We start from the raw sequence: 16205 nt of genomic DNA, 5'->3' as shown, positions 1-16205 counted from the left end.
ACAATCCCCGCTTTCTTCACCCATCAGGGACAAAAAATGGACACTCGTTTTGTTCAGGCCCATAAAGAGGCGCGCTGGGCGCTGGGGCTGACCCTTTTGTATCTGGCGGTATGGTTAGTAGCCGCTTACTTACCAGGCGTGACCCCCGGTTTTACCGGCTTTCCGCGCTGGTTTGAGATGGCCTGCATCCTGACGCCGCTGCTATTTATTGGACTGTGCTGGGCGATGGTGAAATTTATCTATCGCGATATCCCACTGGAGGATGACGATGCAGCTTGAAGTGATTCTACCGCTGGTCGCCTATCTGGTGGTGGTGTTCGGAATTTCGGTTTACGCGATGCGTAAACGGAGCACAGGCACCTTCCTCAATGAGTATTTCCTCGGCAGCCGCTCCATGGGCGGCATCGTGCTGGCGATGACGCTCACCGCGACCTATATCAGCGCCAGTTCGTTTATCGGCGGGCCAGGTGCTGCTTATAAATACGGGCTGGGCTGGGTATTACTGGCGATGATCCAGCTACCTGCAGTCTGGCTTTCGCTCGGTATTCTCGGCAAGAAGTTCGCGATTCTCGCGCGCCGCTACAATGCGGTAACACTGAACGACATGCTGTTTGCCCGCTACCAGAGCCGTCTACTGGTATGGCTGGCGAGCCTGAGTTTGCTGGTCGCGTTCGTTGGTGCGATGACAGTGCAGTTTATCGGCGGTGCGCGTCTGCTGGAAACCGCTGCGGGTATTCCTTATGAAACCGGCCTGCTGATTTTCGGTATTAGTATTGCGTTGTATACCGCCTTTGGCGGCTTTCGCGCCAGTGTACTGAACGACACTATGCAAGGACTGGTGATGCTGATTGGCACCATTGTGCTGCTTATTGGCGTGGTGCATGCCGCAGGCGGTTTAAGCAATGCGGTAGAGACGCTACAAACTATCGATCCGCAACTGGTAACACCACAAGGCGCTGACGATATTCTGTCGCCTGCCTTTATGACCTCATTCTGGGTGCTGGTGTGCTTTGGTGTTATTGGCCTGCCGCATACCGCGGTGCGCTGTATTTCTTATAAAGACAGCAAAGCAGTACATCGGGGGATCATCATCGGGACGATTGTAGTCGCAATCCTGATGTTCGGTATGCACCTGGCCGGAGCCTTAGGTCGGGCGGTGATCCCCGATCTTACCGTACCGGATTTGGTGATCCCGACATTGATGGTAAAAGTGCTGCCACCGTTTGCTGCCGGGATCTTCCTTGCTGCACCGATGGCCGCGATCATGTCGACGATCAACGCCCAATTGCTGCAAAGTTCCGCTACGATCATTAAAGATCTCTATCTGAATATTCGTCCGGATCAAATGCAAAACGAGACGCGTCTGAAGCGGATGTCGGCAGTGATCACGTTGGTCCTCGGCGCGTTACTGCTGCTTGCTGCCTGGAAGCCGCCAGAAATGATCATCTGGCTAAATTTGTTGGCCTTCGGTGGGCTGGAGGCTGTCTTCCTGTGGCCGCTGGTGCTGGGTCTTTACTGGGAACGCGCCAACGCCAAAGGTGCGCTGAGTGCAATGATCGTTGGCGGTGTGCTGTATGCAGTACTTGCGACCCTGAATATTCAGTACCTGGGCTTCCACCCTATCGTGCCCTCGTTACTGCTAAGTTTGCTGGCTTTCCTGGTCGGAAACCGTTTCGGTACTTCCGTCCCGCAAGCTACCGTTTTGACTACTGATAAATAAAGAGTTTTGCCATGCCTTGGATCCAACTGAAACTGAACACCACCGGCGCGAACGCAGAAGATCTTAGCGATGCGCTGATGGAAGCGGGTGCCGTGTCCATTACTTTTCAGGATACCCACGATACGCCGGTGTTTGAGCCTCTGCCGGGCGAAACGCGCCTGTGGGGCGACACCGATGTGATTGGTCTGTTCGATGCTGAAACCGACATGAATGAAGTCGTGGCGATTCTGGAGAATCATCCGCTGCTCGGCGCAGGCTTCGCACATAAAATCGAACAACTGGAAGACAAAGACTGGGAGCGCGAATGGATGGATAATTTCCACCCAATGCGCTTTGGTGAACGTCTGTGGATCTGCCCAAGCTGGCGTGATGTGCCAGACGAAAACGCCGTCAACGTGATGTTAGACCCAGGCCTGGCGTTTGGTACGGGTACCCATCCAACCACTTCTTTGTGCCTGCAATGGCTCGATAGCCTCGATTTAACCGGTAAAACGGTGATCGACTTTGGCTGTGGTTCCGGCATTCTGGCTATCGCAGCACTGAAACTGGGCGCAGCAAAAGCGATTGGTATTGATATCGATCCGCAGGCGATTCAGGCCAGCCGCGACAACGCCGAACGTAATGGCGTTTCTGACCGTCTGGAACTCTACTTACCCAAAGATCAGCCAGAAGCGATGAAAGCCGACGTGGTGGTCGCTAATATCCTGGCAGGCCCATTACGTGAACTGGCACCGTTAATCAGCGTCCTGCCGGTTTCAGGCGGTTTGCTGGGCCTCTCTGGCATTCTTGCAAGCCAGGCAGAGAGCGTCTGCGAAGCTTACGCGGATTGCTTCGTTCTGGACCCGGTCGTGGAAAAAGAAGAGTGGTGTCGCATTACTGGTCGTAAGAATTAACCGCCAGAATGCGGCATAGTGATGTAGAGTAAACTGCGAGCAACGTCACAAAAGGCACGTAATTTTGCTGATTATTTAGGCAAATTTGCGTGCCAAAATTTTCATTCATAAAGAAAAATTGAGAACTTACTCAAATTTCTTTGAGTGCGAATTTTAATCAGTTATTTCTAATGTGATGATTTTTATGATTAATTATTCCTCTGAGTTCATTTTAAATGCAATTCTTTGATCCATCTCAGAGGATTGGTCAAAGTTTGGCCTTTCATCTCGTGCAAAAAATGCGTAATATACGCCGCCTTGCAGTCACAGTATGGTCATTTCTTAACTCATGCGCATCGGACAATATCAGCTCAGAAATCGCCTGATCGCAGCGCCCATGGCTGGCATTACAGACAGACCTTTTCGGACGTTGTGCTACGAGATGGGAGCCGGATTGACAGTATCCGAGATGATGTCTTCTAACCCACAGGTTTGGGAAAGCGACAAATCTCGTTTACGGATGGTGCACATTGATGAACCCGGTATTCGCACCGTGCAAATTGCCGGTAGCGATCCGAAAGAAATGGCGGATGCAGCACGTATTAACGTGGAAAGCGGTGCCCAGATTATTGATATCAATATGGGTTGCCCGGCTAAAAAAGTGAATCGCAAGCTCGCAGGTTCAGCCCTCTTGCAGTACCCGGATGTCGTTAAATCGATCCTTACCGAGGTCGTCAATGCAGTGGACGTTCCTGTCACCCTGAAGATTCGCACTGGTTGGGCGCCGGAACATCGTAACTGCGAAGAGATTGCCCAACTGGCTGAAGACTGTGGCATTCAGGCTCTGACCATTCATGGCCGTACACGCGCCTGTTTGTTCAATGGAGAAGCTGAATACGACAGTATTCGGGCAGTTAAGCAGAAAGTTTCCATTCCGGTTATCGCGAATGGCGACATTACTGACCCGCTTAAAGCCAGAGCTGTGCTCGACTATACAGGGGCGGATGCTCTGATGATAGGCCGCGCAGCTCAGGGAAGACCCTGGATCTTTCGGGAAATCCAGCATTATCTGGACACTGGGGAGTTGCTGCCCCCGCTGCCTTTGGCAGAGGTTAAGCGCTTGCTTTGCGCGCACGTTCGGGAACTGCATGACTTTTATGGTCCGGCAAAAGGGTACCGAATTGCACGTAAACACGTTTCCTGGTATCTCCAGGAACACGCTCCAAATGACCAGTTTCGGCGCACATTCAACGCCATTGAGGATACCAGCGAACAGCTGGAGGCGTTGGAGGCATACTTCGAAAATTTTGCGTAAACAGAAATAAAGAGCTGACAGAACTATGTTCGAACAACGCGTAAATTCTGACGTACTGACCGTTTCTACCGTTAACTCTCAGGATCAGGTAACCCAAAAACCCCTGCGTGACTCGGTTAAACAGGCACTGAAGAACTATTTTGCTCAACTGAACGGTCAGGATGTTAATGACCTCTATGAGCTGGTACTGGCTGAAGTAGAACAGCCCCTGTTGGACATGGTGATGCAATACACCCGTGGTAACCAGACCCGTGCTGCGCTGATGATGGGCATCAACCGTGGTACGCTGCGTAAAAAATTGAAAAAGTACGGCATGAACTAATTCAGGTTAGCTAATTGCTTGATTAAAAGGCGCTACTCGGCATGGGGAAGCGCCTTTTTTATAGGTGTCACAAAGGGAGTGACCATGAGAACAGGATGTGAACCCACCAGGTTTGGCGACAATACAAAGACCATTATCCATGGTGATGCATTAGCTGAACTTAAAAAGATACCCGCAGAAAGTGTCGATCTAATTTTTGCCGACCCGCCTTATAACATCGGCAAAAATTTCGATGGCCTGATCGAAGCGTGGAAAGAAGATCTGTTTATTAACTGGCTATTTGAAGTGATTACAGAGTGCCACCGCGTTCTGAAAAAACAGGGCAGCATGTACATCATGAACAGCACGGAAAACATGCCCTTTATCGATCTCCAGTGCCGCAAGCTTTTTACCATCAAAAGCCGCATCGTCTGGTCATATGACAGTTCCGGAGTACAGGCAAAGAAACACTACGGTTCCATGTATGAACCCATCCTGATGATGGTGAAAGATGCCAGAAACTACACATTCAACAGCGACGCTATTCTGGTAGAGGCTAAAACCGGATCGCAGCGCGCGTTGATCGATTACCGCAAAAATCCCCCGCAGCCTTACAATCATCAAAAAGTACCAGGTAACGTCTGGGATTTTCCACGCGTACGTTATTTGATGGATGAATATGAAAACCATCCGACGCAAAAGCCTGAAGCTTTACTGAAGCGCATTATTCTCGCCTCTTCTAACCCTGGCGATGTCATTCTCGATCCGTTTGCTGGTAGCTTCACCACCGGTGCCGTCGCCGTCGCGACCGGGCGAAAATTCATTGGCATTGAGATTAACAGCGAGTACATCAAGATAGGACTACGCCGGCTGGATGTCGCGTCACATTACTCCATGGAAGAGCTGGCGAAAGTGAAAAAAAGAAAAACCGGCAACCTGTCAAAACGAAGCCGGTTAAGCGAAGTTGACCCCGATCTCATTGCAAAGTAAAGGAAGTGTAAGCCTGGTTTTCAGATTATTCATTTCGTGTATATTTCCTGCCAGACTTGGTTAAACATGCACAGGCTCAGGTAATGATTCGCAAGTATTGGTGGCTCGTCGTTTTCGCTGTCTCCGTTTTTCTGCTTGATACCTTACTGATGCAGTGGATTGAACTGCTGGCAACAGAAACAGACAAATGTCGCAATATGAACTCGGTTAATCCGCTAAAACTGGTTAACTGTGACGAGCTGGATTTTTACAATAGGATGTAACTTTATACGATATCTAATTCATTTGTTTTATGAATTAATTTCGTTATGTTTTCATCTGGGATAAACATTCTTAATACATTATCGACTAATGCGGGTGCTTGTTTATAAAGATCGTAACCCGCCATATTCATTAACCAGTTTTGAACAATACCGCTGAAGGCGCCATCAATAATAATCATCACAACATCTAAATCGAGGTTATTTGCTACACAACCTTGTTGCTGACATGCTTGCAATACTTCGCGCAGAATCTGTGGATTAAAGCCCATCTTTTCACGTATTACTGCCTCGGCCAGCATTTCATCACTAAATTCACATTTGTGATATAAGATTTGCAGTAATGCCTGTTGGCGGGGAATTTCGGCAATATATTGCAAGCCAACAATCAGTTTTTCACGCAATTGCTGGTACGGGCTATGGCCTGGCCCTGCAGCCAGTCGCTCCTGGATTAACTCCCGCAATGATGGCTGTTGCAACCACATCTCATTAAACAGTTGGGTCTTGTTTTCGAAGTGCCAGTAGATAGCGCCACGCGTGACGTTAGCGGCGTCGGCGATGTCATTGAGCGTCGTCTTGCTTACGCCATGCTGCGCAAACTGGGCGATGGCGGTTTCAATCAGTTCTTGCCGGGTCTTCAGAGCTTCGGCTTTAGTTCTTTTTGCCATTGTTAATTATTCAGGAAATAAATATATTCGACACGGAGTGAGAAAATAGCGAAGGGTAATCTATCACCTAATGCGTATTTATACGAGAGGCTAAATTTGTCTGTCATAAATCATCAAATAGCTCAAACTTATCATTTAGCTATAATGCATTCATTTAACAAATATATATTTCATTTTAAGTGAAAGTAATTCATCTCATTTCAATTAACGGCAAAACAAAACATTAGAATATTAATCTTTTTTTGTGTTTATGTGCCCTGGAACGCCAGTATTCATAACTATTCCTTACATCACCGGACGATAATTTGTAGGATAGAGAACTGTATTTTTATTTCTGCGAGTTAACGCGTTGCCTTTTTCAGGCTAATAACGCGCTTTTGGTTTTTTGAGGAATAGTAATGACAAAACATGCCAGGTTTTTCCTCCTGCCCTCCTTTATCATGATCTCCGCAGCGTTAATTGCGGGCTGTAACGATAAGGGAGAAGAGAAAGCTCACGTCGGTGAACCGCAGGTTACCGTTCATGTTGTGAATACGGCTCCGTTAGAAGTTAAAACTGAATTACCAGGCCGTACTAATGCTTTCCGTATTGCCGAAGTTCGCCCGCAGGTTAGCGGGATCGTACTGAATCGTAATTTCACTGAAGGCAGCGATGTGCAGGCAGGCCAGTCCCTGTACCAGATCGATCCAGCGACCTATCAAGCAAGTTATGACAGCGCGAAAGGCGAACTGGCGAAAAGCGAAGCTGCCGCTTCCATCGCGCATTTGACGGTAAAACGTTATGTTCCGCTTGTGGGTACGAAATACATCAGCCAGCAGGAATACGACCAGGCCATTGCCGATGCTCGTCAGGCCGATGCTACCGTCATAGCCGCAAAAGCCACAGTCGAAAGCGCCCGCATCAATCTCGCTTATACCAAAGTGACTGCGCCAATTAGCGGACGTATCGGCAAATCTTCGGTGACCGAAGGTGCTCTCGTCACTAACGGGCAAACGACCGAACTGGCGACTGTCCAGCAACTCGATCCTATCTATGTCGATGTGACCCAATCCAGCAACGACTTCATGAGACTGAAGCAGTCCGTAGAGCAAGGTAGTTTGCATAAGGAAAACGCCGCCAGCAACGTAGAGCTGGTCATGGAAAACGGTCAAACCTATCCCCTGAAAGGCACTCTGCAATTCTCTGATGTGACCGTTGATGAAAGCACCGGTTCCATTACCCTGCGCGCAGTTTTCCCTAACCCGCAACACACGCTTCTGCCAGGTATGTTTGTGCGCGCACGGATTGATGAAGGTGTACAACCTGACGCCATTCTTATCCCGCAACAAGGCGTTAGCCGTACACCGCGTGGTGACGCTACCGTGCTGATTGTTAATGATAAAAGCCAGGTTGAGGCACGTCCTGTTGTCGCCAGCCAGGCCATTGGCGATAAATGGCTGATTAGCGAAGGGCTTAAAGCGGGTGATCAGGTCATTGTCAGCGGCCTGCAAAAAGCGCGTCCGGGAGAGCAGGTTAAAGCCACTACCGATACCCCCGCAGATACTGCGTCGAAGTAAGGCAATCTGATATGGCAAACTTTTTTATTCGACGACCAATATTTGCATGGGTGCTGGCCATTATTCTGATGATGGCGGGCGTACTGGCGATCCTACAATTGCCCGTCGCCCAGTATCCAACCATTGCCCCACCTGCGGTTTCTGTGTCGGCAAACTATCCGGGCGCTGATGCGCAAACCGTGCAGGATACGGTGACACAGGTTATCGAACAGAATATGAACGGCATCGATAATCTGATGTATATGTCCTCCACCAGCGATTCAGCCGGTAGCGTGACAATTACTCTCACCTTCCAGTCAGGGACCGACCCAGACATTGCGCAAGTGCAGGTGCAAAACAAACTTCAACTCGCCACACCGTTGCTGCCGCAAGAAGTCCAGCAACAGGGGATTAGTGTCGAGAAATCGAGTAGCAGCTTTTTGATGGTGGCTGGATTTGTTTCTGATAACCCAAGTACCACACAAGACGATATTTCTGACTACATCGCCTCTAACGTCAAAGATACCATTAGCCGTCTGAATGGCGTCGGCGACGTGCAACTGTTCGGCGCTCAGTACGCTATGCGTATCTGGCTCGATGCCGATCTGCTGAACAAATATAAACTCACATCGGTTGATGTCATTAACCAGTTGAAGGTGCAGAACGACCAAATTGCTGCCGGTCAGTTAGGCGGTACGCCGGCATTACCGGGACAGCAGCTAAACGCGTCGATTATTGCCCAGACACGGTTAAAAGATCCGGAAGAGTTCGGCAAAGTCACCCTACGCGTTAACAGCGACGGTTCGGTGGTACGGCTAAAAGATGTCGCACGGATTGAACTCGGTGGTGAAAACTATAACGTTATCGCCCGTATCAACGGCAAACCCGCGGCTGGCCTCGGCATTAAACTGGCAACGGGTGCTAACGCACTCGATACCGCAAAAGCCATTAAGGCCAAACTGGCAGAATTGCAGCCGTTCTTCCCACAGGGAATGAAGGTTCTCTACCCTTATGACACCACGCCTTTCGTCCAGCTTTCTATCCAGGAGGTGGTGAAAACGCTGTTCGAAGCCATTGTCCTGGTATTCCTGGTGATGTATCTGTTCTTGCAGAATATGCGGGCTACATTGATCCCCACCATTGCTGTACCTGTCGTTCTGTTAGGAACGTTTGCCATACTCGCCGCTTTTGGTTACTCCATCAACACGCTAACGATGTTCGGGATGGTGCTTGCCATCGGGCTTCTTGTTGATGATGCGATAGTCGTTGTGGAGAACGTCGAGCGCGTAATGATGGAGGATAAACTCCCCCCCAGAGAAGCGACGGAAAAATCGATGTCGCAAATCCAGGACGCGCTGGTAGGTATCGCGATGGTACTGTCGGCGGTATTTATTCCGATGGCATTCTTCGGTGGCTCAACAGGGGCAATTTATCGCCAGTTCTCCATCACTATTGTTTCAGCAATGGCGCTTTCAGTGCTGGTTGCGCTGATTCTCACCCCCGCGTTATGTGCAACATTACTGAAACCAGTCTCTGCCGAGCATCACGAAAATAAGGGAGGTTTCTTCGGCTGGTTTAACACCACTTTCGATCATAGCGTTAATCACTACACCAGTAGCGTTGGCAAAATCCTCGGTTCCACAGGGCGATATTTACTGATCTATGCGCTGATTGTCGCCGGAATGGTTGTACTGTTTTTACGCCTCCCTTCTTCTTTCTTGCCGGAAGAAGATCAGGGTGTCTTCCTGACCATGATCCAACTGCCGGCTGGCGCGACGCAAGAGCGGACACAAAAAGTACTGGATGAAGTGACGGATTACTATCTGAAGAACGAGAAGGCGAACGTTGAAAGTGTCTTTACAGTCAATGGGTTTAGCTTCAGTGGTCAGGCGCAAAACGCCGGGATGGCCTTTGTCAGCCTTAAACCGTGGGAAGAGCGCAGTGGCGAAGAAAATAGCGCGGAAGCGGTAATCCAACGTGCCAAAATGGAGCTGGGTAAAATCCGCGACGGTTTTGTCATTCCATTCAATATGCCAGCCATTGTTGAACTGGGTACGGCAACGGGTTTCGACTTTGAGTTAATCGATCAGGCGGGTCTCGGCCACGATGCCTTAACCCATGCTCGCAACCAGTTGCTTGGCATGGCGGCGCAACATCCTGAAAGCTTAGTCAGTGTGCGCCCTAATGGCCTGGAAGATACCGCGCAGTTCAAACTTGAAGTTGACCAGGAAAAAGCACAGGCATTAGGCGTTTCGCTTTCTGACATTAACCAGACCATTTCTACGGCGTTGGGCGGGACTTATGTCAACGACTTCATCGACCGTGGCCGCGTGAAAAAAGTATATGTTCAGGCGGATGCCAAGTTCCGCATGCTGCCAGAAGATGTCGATAAACTTTATGTCCGCAGCGCCAACGGCGAAATGGTGCCATTCTCCACCTTTACCACTTCACATTGGGTATATGGTTCTCCGCGTCTGGAACGCTACAACGGTCTACCTTCCATGGAGATTCAAGGGGAAGCCGCGCCAGGCACCAGTTCCGGCGATGCGATGTCGCTAATGGAAAGCCTCGCCTCACAACTACCTAGCGGAATCGGTTATGACTGGACGGGTATGTCATATCAAGAACGCTTGTCAGGCAACCAGGCCCCTGCTCTGGTAGCCATTTCATTCGTGGTCGTTTTTCTGTGTCTTGCGGCGCTCTATGAAAGCTGGTCAATTCCTGTCTCGGTTATGTTGGTCGTGCCGTTAGGGATTGTCGGCGTGCTGCTGGCTGCGACACTCTTTAATCAGAAAAATGACGTTTATTTTATGGTGGGCTTGTTAACGACAATTGGCTTATCGGCTAAAAACGCTATTTTGATTGTTGAGTTCGCCAAAGACCTGATGGAGAAAGAGGGGAAAGGTGTTATTGAAGCGACGCTGATGGCCGTACGTATGCGTCTTCGTCCTATACTGATGACATCTCTCGCCTTTATTCTCGGCGTATTACCGCTGGCTATCAGTAATGGTGCGGGAAGCGGTGCGCAGAACGCGGTAGGGATTGGAGTCATGGGTGGCATGATTTCCGCAACATTACTGGCTATCTTCTTCGTCCCCGTGTTCTTTGTGGTGATCCGCCGTTGCTTCAATGGGTAAAATTAAGGCACAAAGGCGTCTTCGGACGCCTTTTAATTTGCAGTTAAAACTATAAAAATTAATGAGTTAATAATTCATTGAGTTTTGAATTGAGTGCATTCATTCTTTCTCCCTTCATTATTTTTACAATTCACATAATTTGTCATTATTCATCTCGCAAGAATTATAACTCCTGGTGATAAAATGGCATTCAGCACGTTAATAAGAAAGTTAGCTTATTAAGCGGTAGCGTTATTACTGAGGTAACACCATGAAAAGATTAATTCCTGTCGCATTGCTCACCGCATTGCTGGCGGGCTGCGCTCACGATTCCCCCTGCGTTCCGGTTTATGACGATCAGGGCCGTCTGGTTCACACTAATACCTGTATGAAAGGTACAACTCAGGATAACTGGGAAACTGCCGGAGCTATTGCTGGCGGGGCGGCGGCTGTCGCGGGCCTGACGATGGGGATCATCGCACTGTCGAAATAACTAAACAGGGCGCGAGCTTCTGCGCCCTGTTTAACGGCACAAAATCTCTCCGTAAGATAAAATACAACTATATTCTTATAGCTTATTCCCTTTTAATTTAGCATTTTATTTCGAACCATTGAAATAACACTTCCATTAAATTTCACACCTCATTTAAAAAACATGCTCACACTAACAATCATTATCCTGCTTAGTAAAATGTGAATAAATATTTTGCGCTAAAATGTGGCGTATGTTTCATTTTCGCACCATGGCGGGGCGATGTTTTTATTATTTCCTGTCTACACTCAGCTTATTGCGACGCGGAATCGTGCGCAAAAGCTGGCACTACTTTTGCTTATAAAAGGATGGCCACAGACAGGTAAAAGACGTTTCCCAAACGTCCTATAACGATAATTTTCGCCTCACAGGAAGCATTATGAAAAAGATGATGATAGCCACACTGGCTGCCGCCAGCGTGCTGCTTGCCGTTGCAAATCAGGCGCATGCTGGCGCGACACTTGATGCCGTAAAGAATAAAAGGTTTGTTCAATGTGGGATCAGTGACGGATTACCTGGTTTCTCTTATGCCGATGCAGACGGTAAGTTTTCAGGTATTGATGTAGATGTTTGTCGTGGTGTTGCCGCTGCTGTATTTGGCGACGACACGAAAGTGAAATATACCCCACTCACCGCAAAAGAACGCTTCACCGCTTTACAGTCAGGGGAAGTGGATTTGCTCTCCCGTAATACGACCTGGACTTCATCCCGCGACGCAGGAATGGGAATGGCATTTACTGGCGTCACTTATTACGATGGCATCGGTTTCCTGACGCACGATAAAGCGGGGCTAAAAAGCGCGAAAGAGCTGGATGGTGCAACGGTCTGTATTCAGGCGGGGACTGATACCGAACTCAACGTTGCCGATTACTTCAAGGCGAACAATATGAAGTACACGCCAGTAACCTTCGATCGCTCTGACGAATCAGCGAAAGCACTGGAATCTGGCCGCTGCGATACGCTGGCCTCGGATCAGTCGCAACTGTATGCTCTGCGGATCAAATTAAGTAATCCTGCCGAATGGATTGTCCTGCCAGAAGTTATCTCTAAAGAACCGCTTGGTCCGGTAGTCCGTCGTGGCGATGATGAATGGTTCTCTATTGTGCGCTGGACCCTGTTTGCCATGCTGAATGCTGAAGAGATGGGTATCAATTCCCAGAACGTTGATGAAAAAGCGGCAAATCCGGCTACGCCTGATATGGCGCATCTGCTAGGTAAAGAGGGTGATTACGGCAAGGATCTGAAGCTGGATAACAAATGGGCTTACAACATCATCAAACAGGTGGGTAACTACTCGGAAATTTTTGAGCGTAATGTCGGCTCTGAAAGTCCGCTGAAAATTAAACGTGGACAAAATAATCTCTGGAATAACGGCGGTATTCAGTACGCGCCGCCCGTGCGTTAAGTCGGTGTGAGGTAACGGGCGTCGCTACGGCGGCGCTCTCTTCAGCGTTATGGTTTCCGAGGTTTATATGCCCCATCGCCGCTCAACCGTTAAAGGATCGCTCTCCTTTACCAACCCTACGGTTCGCGCCTGGTTATTCCAGATCCTGGCCGTTGTTGTCGTCGTCGGCATTGTTGGTTGGTTATTTCACAACACCGTGACGAATCTGAACAATCGCGGCATTACATCAGGGTTTGCCTTTCTGGATCGCGGCGCAGGTTTCGGGATCGTCCAGCATTTGATCGATTACCAGCAGGGCGATACCTACGGACGCGTTTTTATTGTCGGCTTACTCAATACGCTACTGGTTTCGGCATTGTGTATTGTATTCGCTTCTGTCCTGGGCTTCTTTATCGGTCTGGCGCGACTTTCGGATAACTGGCTGCTACGAAAGCTTTCCACAATTTATATTGAGATCTTCCGTAATATTCCCCCGCTACTGCAAATCTTCTTCTGGTACTTTGCCGTGTTGCGCAATTTGCCCGGACCGCGACAGGCTGTGAGTGCGTTTGATCTCGCCTTTTTGAGCAATCGAGGGCTTTATATTCCATCACCGCAGCTGGGAGATGGATTTATTGCGTTTATCCTGACTGTTGTTATTGCTATAGCCATTTCTGTTGGACTATTCCGTTTTAATAAAACGCACCAGATAAAAACCGGACAATTGCGCCGAACCTGGCCGATCGCCGCTGTGTTGATCATTGGTTTGCCTTTACTGGCGCAATGGCTTTTTGGCGCGGCACTACACTGGGATGTTCCGGCGTTACAAGGCTTTAACTTCCGCGGCGGGATGGTGCTTATCCCTGAGCTGGCAGCCTTAACGTTGGCGCTTTCAGTTTATACCTCTGCATTTATCGCCGAGATTATTCGTGCCGGAATTCAGGCGGTGCCTTATGGTCAGCACGAAGCGGCGCGTTCGCTGGGATTACCCAACCCGGTTGCGCTACGCCAGGTGATCATTCCACAAGCGCTGCGGGTGATTATTCCACCACTTACCAGCCAGTATCTCAACATCGTCAAAAACTCCTCTCTTGCCGCCGCTATCGGCTATCCAGATATGGTTTCGCTGTTTGCTGGCACCGTGTTAAACCAGACTGGGCAAGCCATCGAGACGATTGCCATGACCATGTCGGTCTATCTGATTATCAGCCTGACTATCTCGCTGCTGATGAATATCTATAACCGCCGTATCGCGATCGTTGAACGCTAAGGAGTCATGATGACAAAAGTATTGCTGTCTCATCCCCCGCGCCCGGCGAGCCATAACTCTAGCCGCGCTATGCTGTGGGTGCGCAAAAATCTGTTCTCCAGCTGGAGCAATAGCCTGCTGACTATTGGCTGCCTGTGGCTGATGTGGGAACTGATTCCACCGCTGCTGAACTGGGCTTTTTTACAGGCAAACTGGGTTGGCTCAACGCGTACCGACTGCACAAAAGCTGGTGCCTGTTGGGTCTTCATCCACGAACGATTTGGTCAGTTTATGTATGGGCTTTACCCACACGACCAGCGCTGGCGAATTAACCTGGCATTACTGATTGGCCTTGTTTCTATTGCGCCAATGTTCTGGAAAATACTCCCGCATCGCGGGCGCTATATTGCGGTATGGGCGGTTATCTACCCGCTCATTGTCTGGTGGCTAATGTATGGCGGTTTTGTTGGTCTGGAGCGGGTTGAAACCCGGCAATGGGGCGGGCTGACACTAACGTTGATTATCGCCTCTGTTGGGATTGCTGGGGCGCTGCCGTGGGGGATCCTGTTGGCGTTAGGCCGTCGTTCCCATATGCCGATAGTGCGTATCTTGTCAGTCATTTTTATCGAATTCTGGCGTGGCGTACCGCTGATTACCGTGCTGTTTATGTCTTCGGTCATGCTGCCGCTCTTTATGGCGGAAGGCACCAGCATCGACAAACTGATTCGTGCGTTGGTCGGCGTTATCCTCTTTCAGTCAGCATATGTTGCAGAAGTCGTGCGAGGCGGATTGCAGGCATTGCCCAAAGGGCAATACGAAGCGGCAGAGTCGCTAGCGTTAGGTTACTGGAAAACCCAGGGGCTGGTTATTTTGCCACAGGCGTTGAAGCTGGTGATTCCTGGGTTGGTAAATACCATCATCGCACTTTTTAAAGATACCAGTCTGGTGATCATCATCGGGTTGTTCGATCTTTTCAGTAGCGTTCAGCAGGCAACCGTTGACCCCGCCTGGCTAGGTATGTCCACAGAAGGGTATGTGTTTGCCGCACTGATCTACTGGATCTTCTGTTTCAGCATGTCGCGCTATAGCCAGCATCTGGAAAAACGTTTTAACACCGGGCGTACACCGCATTGAGGACACTATGACCCAAATTTTACTGCAACCTGCTAACGCGATGATTACGCTGGAAAACGTCAATAAATGGTATGGACAATTCCATGTCTTAAAAGATATTAATCTGACAGTGGAAACCGGTGAACGCATCATTTTGTGTGGTCCTTCCGGTTCCGGGAAATCGACAACCATTCGCTGTATTAATCATCTGGAAGAACACCAACAGGGACGGATCGTGGTGGATGGCATCGAGCTTAACGAAGATATTCGCAATATTGAGCGCGTCAGGCAGGAAGTGGGAATGGTTTTTCAGCATTTCAATCTCTTCCCACATTTGACCGTTTTACAGAACTGTACCCTGGCACCGATTTGGGTGCGTAAGATGCCGAAGAAAGAGGCTGAAGCTCTGGCGATGCATTACCTTGAGCGAGTACGAATTGCCGAACATGCGCAGAAGTTTCCCGGGCAGATCTCCGGCGGCCAGCAGCAACGCGTCGCCATTGCACGGTCACTCTGCATGAAACCAAAGATCATGCTGTTTGATGAACCTACGTCGGCGCTCGATCCGGAGATGGTAAAAGAAGTGCTGGATACAATGATTGGGCTAGCGCAGTCAGGTATGACGATGCTGTGCGTAACGCATGAGATGGGATTTGCGCGGACTGTCGCTGATCGAGTGATTTTTATGGATCGCGGAGAAATCGTGGAGCAAGCTGCACCGGATGAATTTTTTGCGCATCCTAAATCGGAGCGTACGCGAGCATTTTTATCACAGGTTATCCATTAAGTTGTACATAGATTCAAAACGCAAAAAGGCCATCCTTTCGGATGGCCTTTCGCTTGATTTGATGTCTGGCAGTTCCCTACTCTCGCATGGGGAGGCCCCACACTACCATCGGCGCTACGGCGTTTCACTTCTGAGTTCGGCATGGGGTCAGGTGGGACCACCGCGCTACTGCCGCCAGACAAATTCTTTTCTAATCTGCCGAACTTTAACCTAAAAAGTGGTGCTGATACCCAGAGTCGAACTGGGGACCTCACCCTTACCAAGGGTGCGCTCTACCAACTGAGCCATATCAGCACGCTAAATTTGATGCCTGGCAGTTCCCTACTCTCGCATGGGGAGACCCCACACTACCATCGGCGCTAC

At 49.5% G+C, this 16205-nt stretch carries 15 protein-coding genes, 1 tRNA gene and 1 rRNA gene; 14 read left to right on the top strand and 3 right to left on the bottom strand.

Annotated elements, in window-relative coordinates:
- Positions 1 to 36 precede the first annotated feature (36 nt).
- From A9180_RS15025 to A9180_RS14995, 7 genes are all read left to right on the top strand, one after another.
- The gene (locus A9180_RS15025; protein WP_000381171.1) at positions 37 to 279 is read left to right on the top strand and encodes a YhdT family protein; all 243 of its coding nucleotides are present in this window, start codon (positions 37 to 39) and stop codon (positions 277 to 279) included.
- Complete coding sequence (gene panF / locus A9180_RS15020) at positions 269 to 1720, top strand: sodium/pantothenate symporter (RefSeq protein ID WP_001175714.1); 1452 nt, start codon at positions 269 to 271, stop codon at positions 1718 to 1720. The genes A9180_RS15025 and panF overlap by 11 nt, the downstream gene beginning before the upstream one ends.
- Positions 1721 to 1731: 11 nt before the next feature.
- Positions 1732 to 2613: a 50S ribosomal protein L11 methyltransferase gene (prmA, locus tag A9180_RS15015; RefSeq protein ID WP_064529478.1), complete on the top strand. Its 882-nt coding sequence runs from the start codon at positions 1732 to 1734 to the stop codon at positions 2611 to 2613.
- Positions 2614 to 2941: 328 nt separating this feature from the next.
- Entirely contained in the window at positions 2942 to 3907 is a 966-nt protein-coding gene (dusB, locus tag A9180_RS15010; RefSeq protein WP_032345182.1) for a tRNA dihydrouridine synthase DusB, read from the top strand.
- 25 nt (positions 3908 to 3932) lie between these two features.
- A complete protein-coding gene (gene fis / locus A9180_RS15005; protein ID WP_000462905.1) occupies positions 3933 to 4229 on the top strand; it encodes a DNA-binding transcriptional regulator Fis in 297 nt (98 codons plus the stop codon).
- Positions 4230 to 4313: 84 nt separating this feature from the next.
- Positions 4314 to 5198, top strand: coding sequence for an adenine-specific DNA-methyltransferase (gene yhdJ / locus A9180_RS15000; protein WP_064529477.1), 885 nt, complete (start codon positions 4314 to 4316; stop codon positions 5196 to 5198).
- Positions 5199 to 5281: 83 nt separating this feature from the next.
- Positions 5282 to 5461 carry a DUF2556 family protein gene (locus tag A9180_RS14995; RefSeq protein WP_064529476.1) on the top strand — a complete coding sequence of 60 codons (180 nt, stop codon included), beginning with the start codon at positions 5282 to 5284 and terminating at the stop codon, positions 5459 to 5461.
- Positions 5462 to 5463: 2 nt separating this feature from the next.
- Here A9180_RS14995 and envR read toward each other — a convergent pair whose 3' ends face one another.
- Entirely contained in the window at positions 5464 to 6126 is a 663-nt protein-coding gene (gene envR, locus A9180_RS14990) for an acrEF/envCD operon transcriptional regulator (RefSeq protein WP_064529475.1), read from the bottom strand.
- A 398-nt stretch (positions 6127 to 6524) separates the two neighbouring features.
- Between envR and acrE the strand changes: the two genes are divergently transcribed.
- From acrE to A9180_RS14950, 7 genes are all read left to right on the top strand, one after another.
- Entirely contained in the window at positions 6525 to 7682 is a 1158-nt protein-coding gene (acrE, locus tag A9180_RS14985; protein ID WP_064529474.1) for a multidrug efflux RND transporter periplasmic adaptor subunit AcrE, read from the top strand.
- A gap of 11 nt (positions 7683 to 7693) precedes the next feature.
- Entirely contained in the window at positions 7694 to 10798 is a 3105-nt protein-coding gene (gene acrF / locus A9180_RS14980; protein ID WP_064529473.1) for a multidrug efflux RND transporter permease subunit AcrF, read from the top strand.
- A 250-nt stretch (positions 10799 to 11048) separates the two neighbouring features.
- Positions 11049 to 11270 carry a membrane protein gene (locus A9180_RS14975; protein ID WP_000825639.1) on the top strand — a complete coding sequence of 74 codons (222 nt, stop codon included), beginning with the start codon at positions 11049 to 11051 and terminating at the stop codon, positions 11268 to 11270.
- Between the two features lie 418 nt (positions 11271 to 11688).
- Positions 11689 to 12714 (top strand): amino acid ABC transporter substrate-binding protein, encoded by a 1026-nt coding sequence (locus A9180_RS14965; RefSeq protein ID WP_064529471.1) that lies wholly within the window; start codon positions 11689 to 11691, stop codon positions 12712 to 12714.
- 67 nt (positions 12715 to 12781) lie between these two features.
- Positions 12782 to 13963 (top strand): amino acid ABC transporter permease, encoded by a 1182-nt coding sequence (locus A9180_RS14960; RefSeq protein WP_064529850.1) that lies wholly within the window; start codon positions 12782 to 12784, stop codon positions 13961 to 13963.
- 9 nt (positions 13964 to 13972) lie between these two features.
- A complete protein-coding gene (locus A9180_RS14955) occupies positions 13973 to 15076 on the top strand; it encodes an amino acid ABC transporter permease (protein ID WP_064529470.1) in 1104 nt (367 codons plus the stop codon).
- A 7-nt stretch (positions 15077 to 15083) separates the two neighbouring features.
- Positions 15084 to 15842, top strand: coding sequence for an amino acid ABC transporter ATP-binding protein (locus A9180_RS14950; RefSeq protein ID WP_064529469.1), 759 nt, complete (start codon positions 15084 to 15086; stop codon positions 15840 to 15842).
- 63 nt (positions 15843 to 15905) lie between these two features.
- On the opposite strand, the gene rrf is transcribed toward A9180_RS14950, so the two are convergent.
- Both rrf and A9180_RS14940 read right to left on the bottom strand, forming a co-directional pair.
- Positions 15906 to 16021 (bottom strand): 5S ribosomal RNA (rrf, locus tag A9180_RS14945).
- 39 nt (positions 16022 to 16060) lie between these two features.
- Positions 16061 to 16136, bottom strand: a tRNA-Thr gene (locus A9180_RS14940).
- Between the last annotated feature and the right edge of the window lie 69 nt (positions 16137 to 16205).

This window comes from Escherichia sp. B1147, assembly GCF_001660175.1.
GTDB lineage: Bacteria > Pseudomonadota > Gammaproteobacteria > Enterobacterales > Enterobacteriaceae > Escherichia > Escherichia whittamii.
The sequence above is the reverse complement of the archived record's forward strand: the minus strand, read 5'-3'. Positions and strand labels throughout refer to the sequence as shown.

Excerpts from the sequence above, each read along its gene's own strand:
- A9180_RS15025 (WP_000381171.1), top strand. The coding sequence starts at position 37 with ATGGACACTCGTTTTGTTCAGGCCCATAAAGAGGCGCGCTGGGCGCTG.
- panF (WP_001175714.1), top strand. The coding sequence starts at position 269 with ATGCAGCTTGAAGTGATTCTACCGCTGGTCGCCTATCTGGTGGTGGTG.
- prmA (WP_064529478.1), top strand. The coding sequence starts at position 1,732 with ATGCCTTGGATCCAACTGAAACTGAACACCACCGGCGCGAACGCAGAA.
- dusB (WP_032345182.1), top strand. The coding sequence starts at position 2,942 with ATGCGCATCGGACAATATCAGCTCAGAAATCGCCTGATCGCAGCGCCC.
- fis (WP_000462905.1), top strand. The coding sequence starts at position 3,933 with ATGTTCGAACAACGCGTAAATTCTGACGTACTGACCGTTTCTACCGTT.
- yhdJ (WP_064529477.1), top strand. The coding sequence starts at position 4,314 with ATGAGAACAGGATGTGAACCCACCAGGTTTGGCGACAATACAAAGACC.
- A9180_RS14995 (WP_064529476.1), top strand. The coding sequence starts at position 5,282 with ATGATTCGCAAGTATTGGTGGCTCGTCGTTTTCGCTGTCTCCGTTTTT.
- envR (WP_064529475.1), bottom strand. The coding sequence starts at position 6,126 with ATGGCAAAAAGAACTAAAGCCGAAGCTCTGAAGACCCGGCAAGAACTG.
- acrE (WP_064529474.1), top strand. The coding sequence starts at position 6,525 with ATGACAAAACATGCCAGGTTTTTCCTCCTGCCCTCCTTTATCATGATC.
- acrF (WP_064529473.1), top strand. The coding sequence starts at position 7,694 with ATGGCAAACTTTTTTATTCGACGACCAATATTTGCATGGGTGCTGGCC.
- A9180_RS14975 (WP_000825639.1), top strand. The coding sequence starts at position 11,049 with ATGAAAAGATTAATTCCTGTCGCATTGCTCACCGCATTGCTGGCGGGC.
- A9180_RS14965 (WP_064529471.1), top strand. The coding sequence starts at position 11,689 with ATGAAAAAGATGATGATAGCCACACTGGCTGCCGCCAGCGTGCTGCTT.
- A9180_RS14960 (WP_064529850.1), top strand. The coding sequence starts at position 12,782 with ATGCCCCATCGCCGCTCAACCGTTAAAGGATCGCTCTCCTTTACCAAC.
- A9180_RS14955 (WP_064529470.1), top strand. The coding sequence starts at position 13,973 with ATGACAAAAGTATTGCTGTCTCATCCCCCGCGCCCGGCGAGCCATAAC.
- A9180_RS14950 (WP_064529469.1), top strand. The coding sequence starts at position 15,084 with ATGACCCAAATTTTACTGCAACCTGCTAACGCGATGATTACGCTGGAA.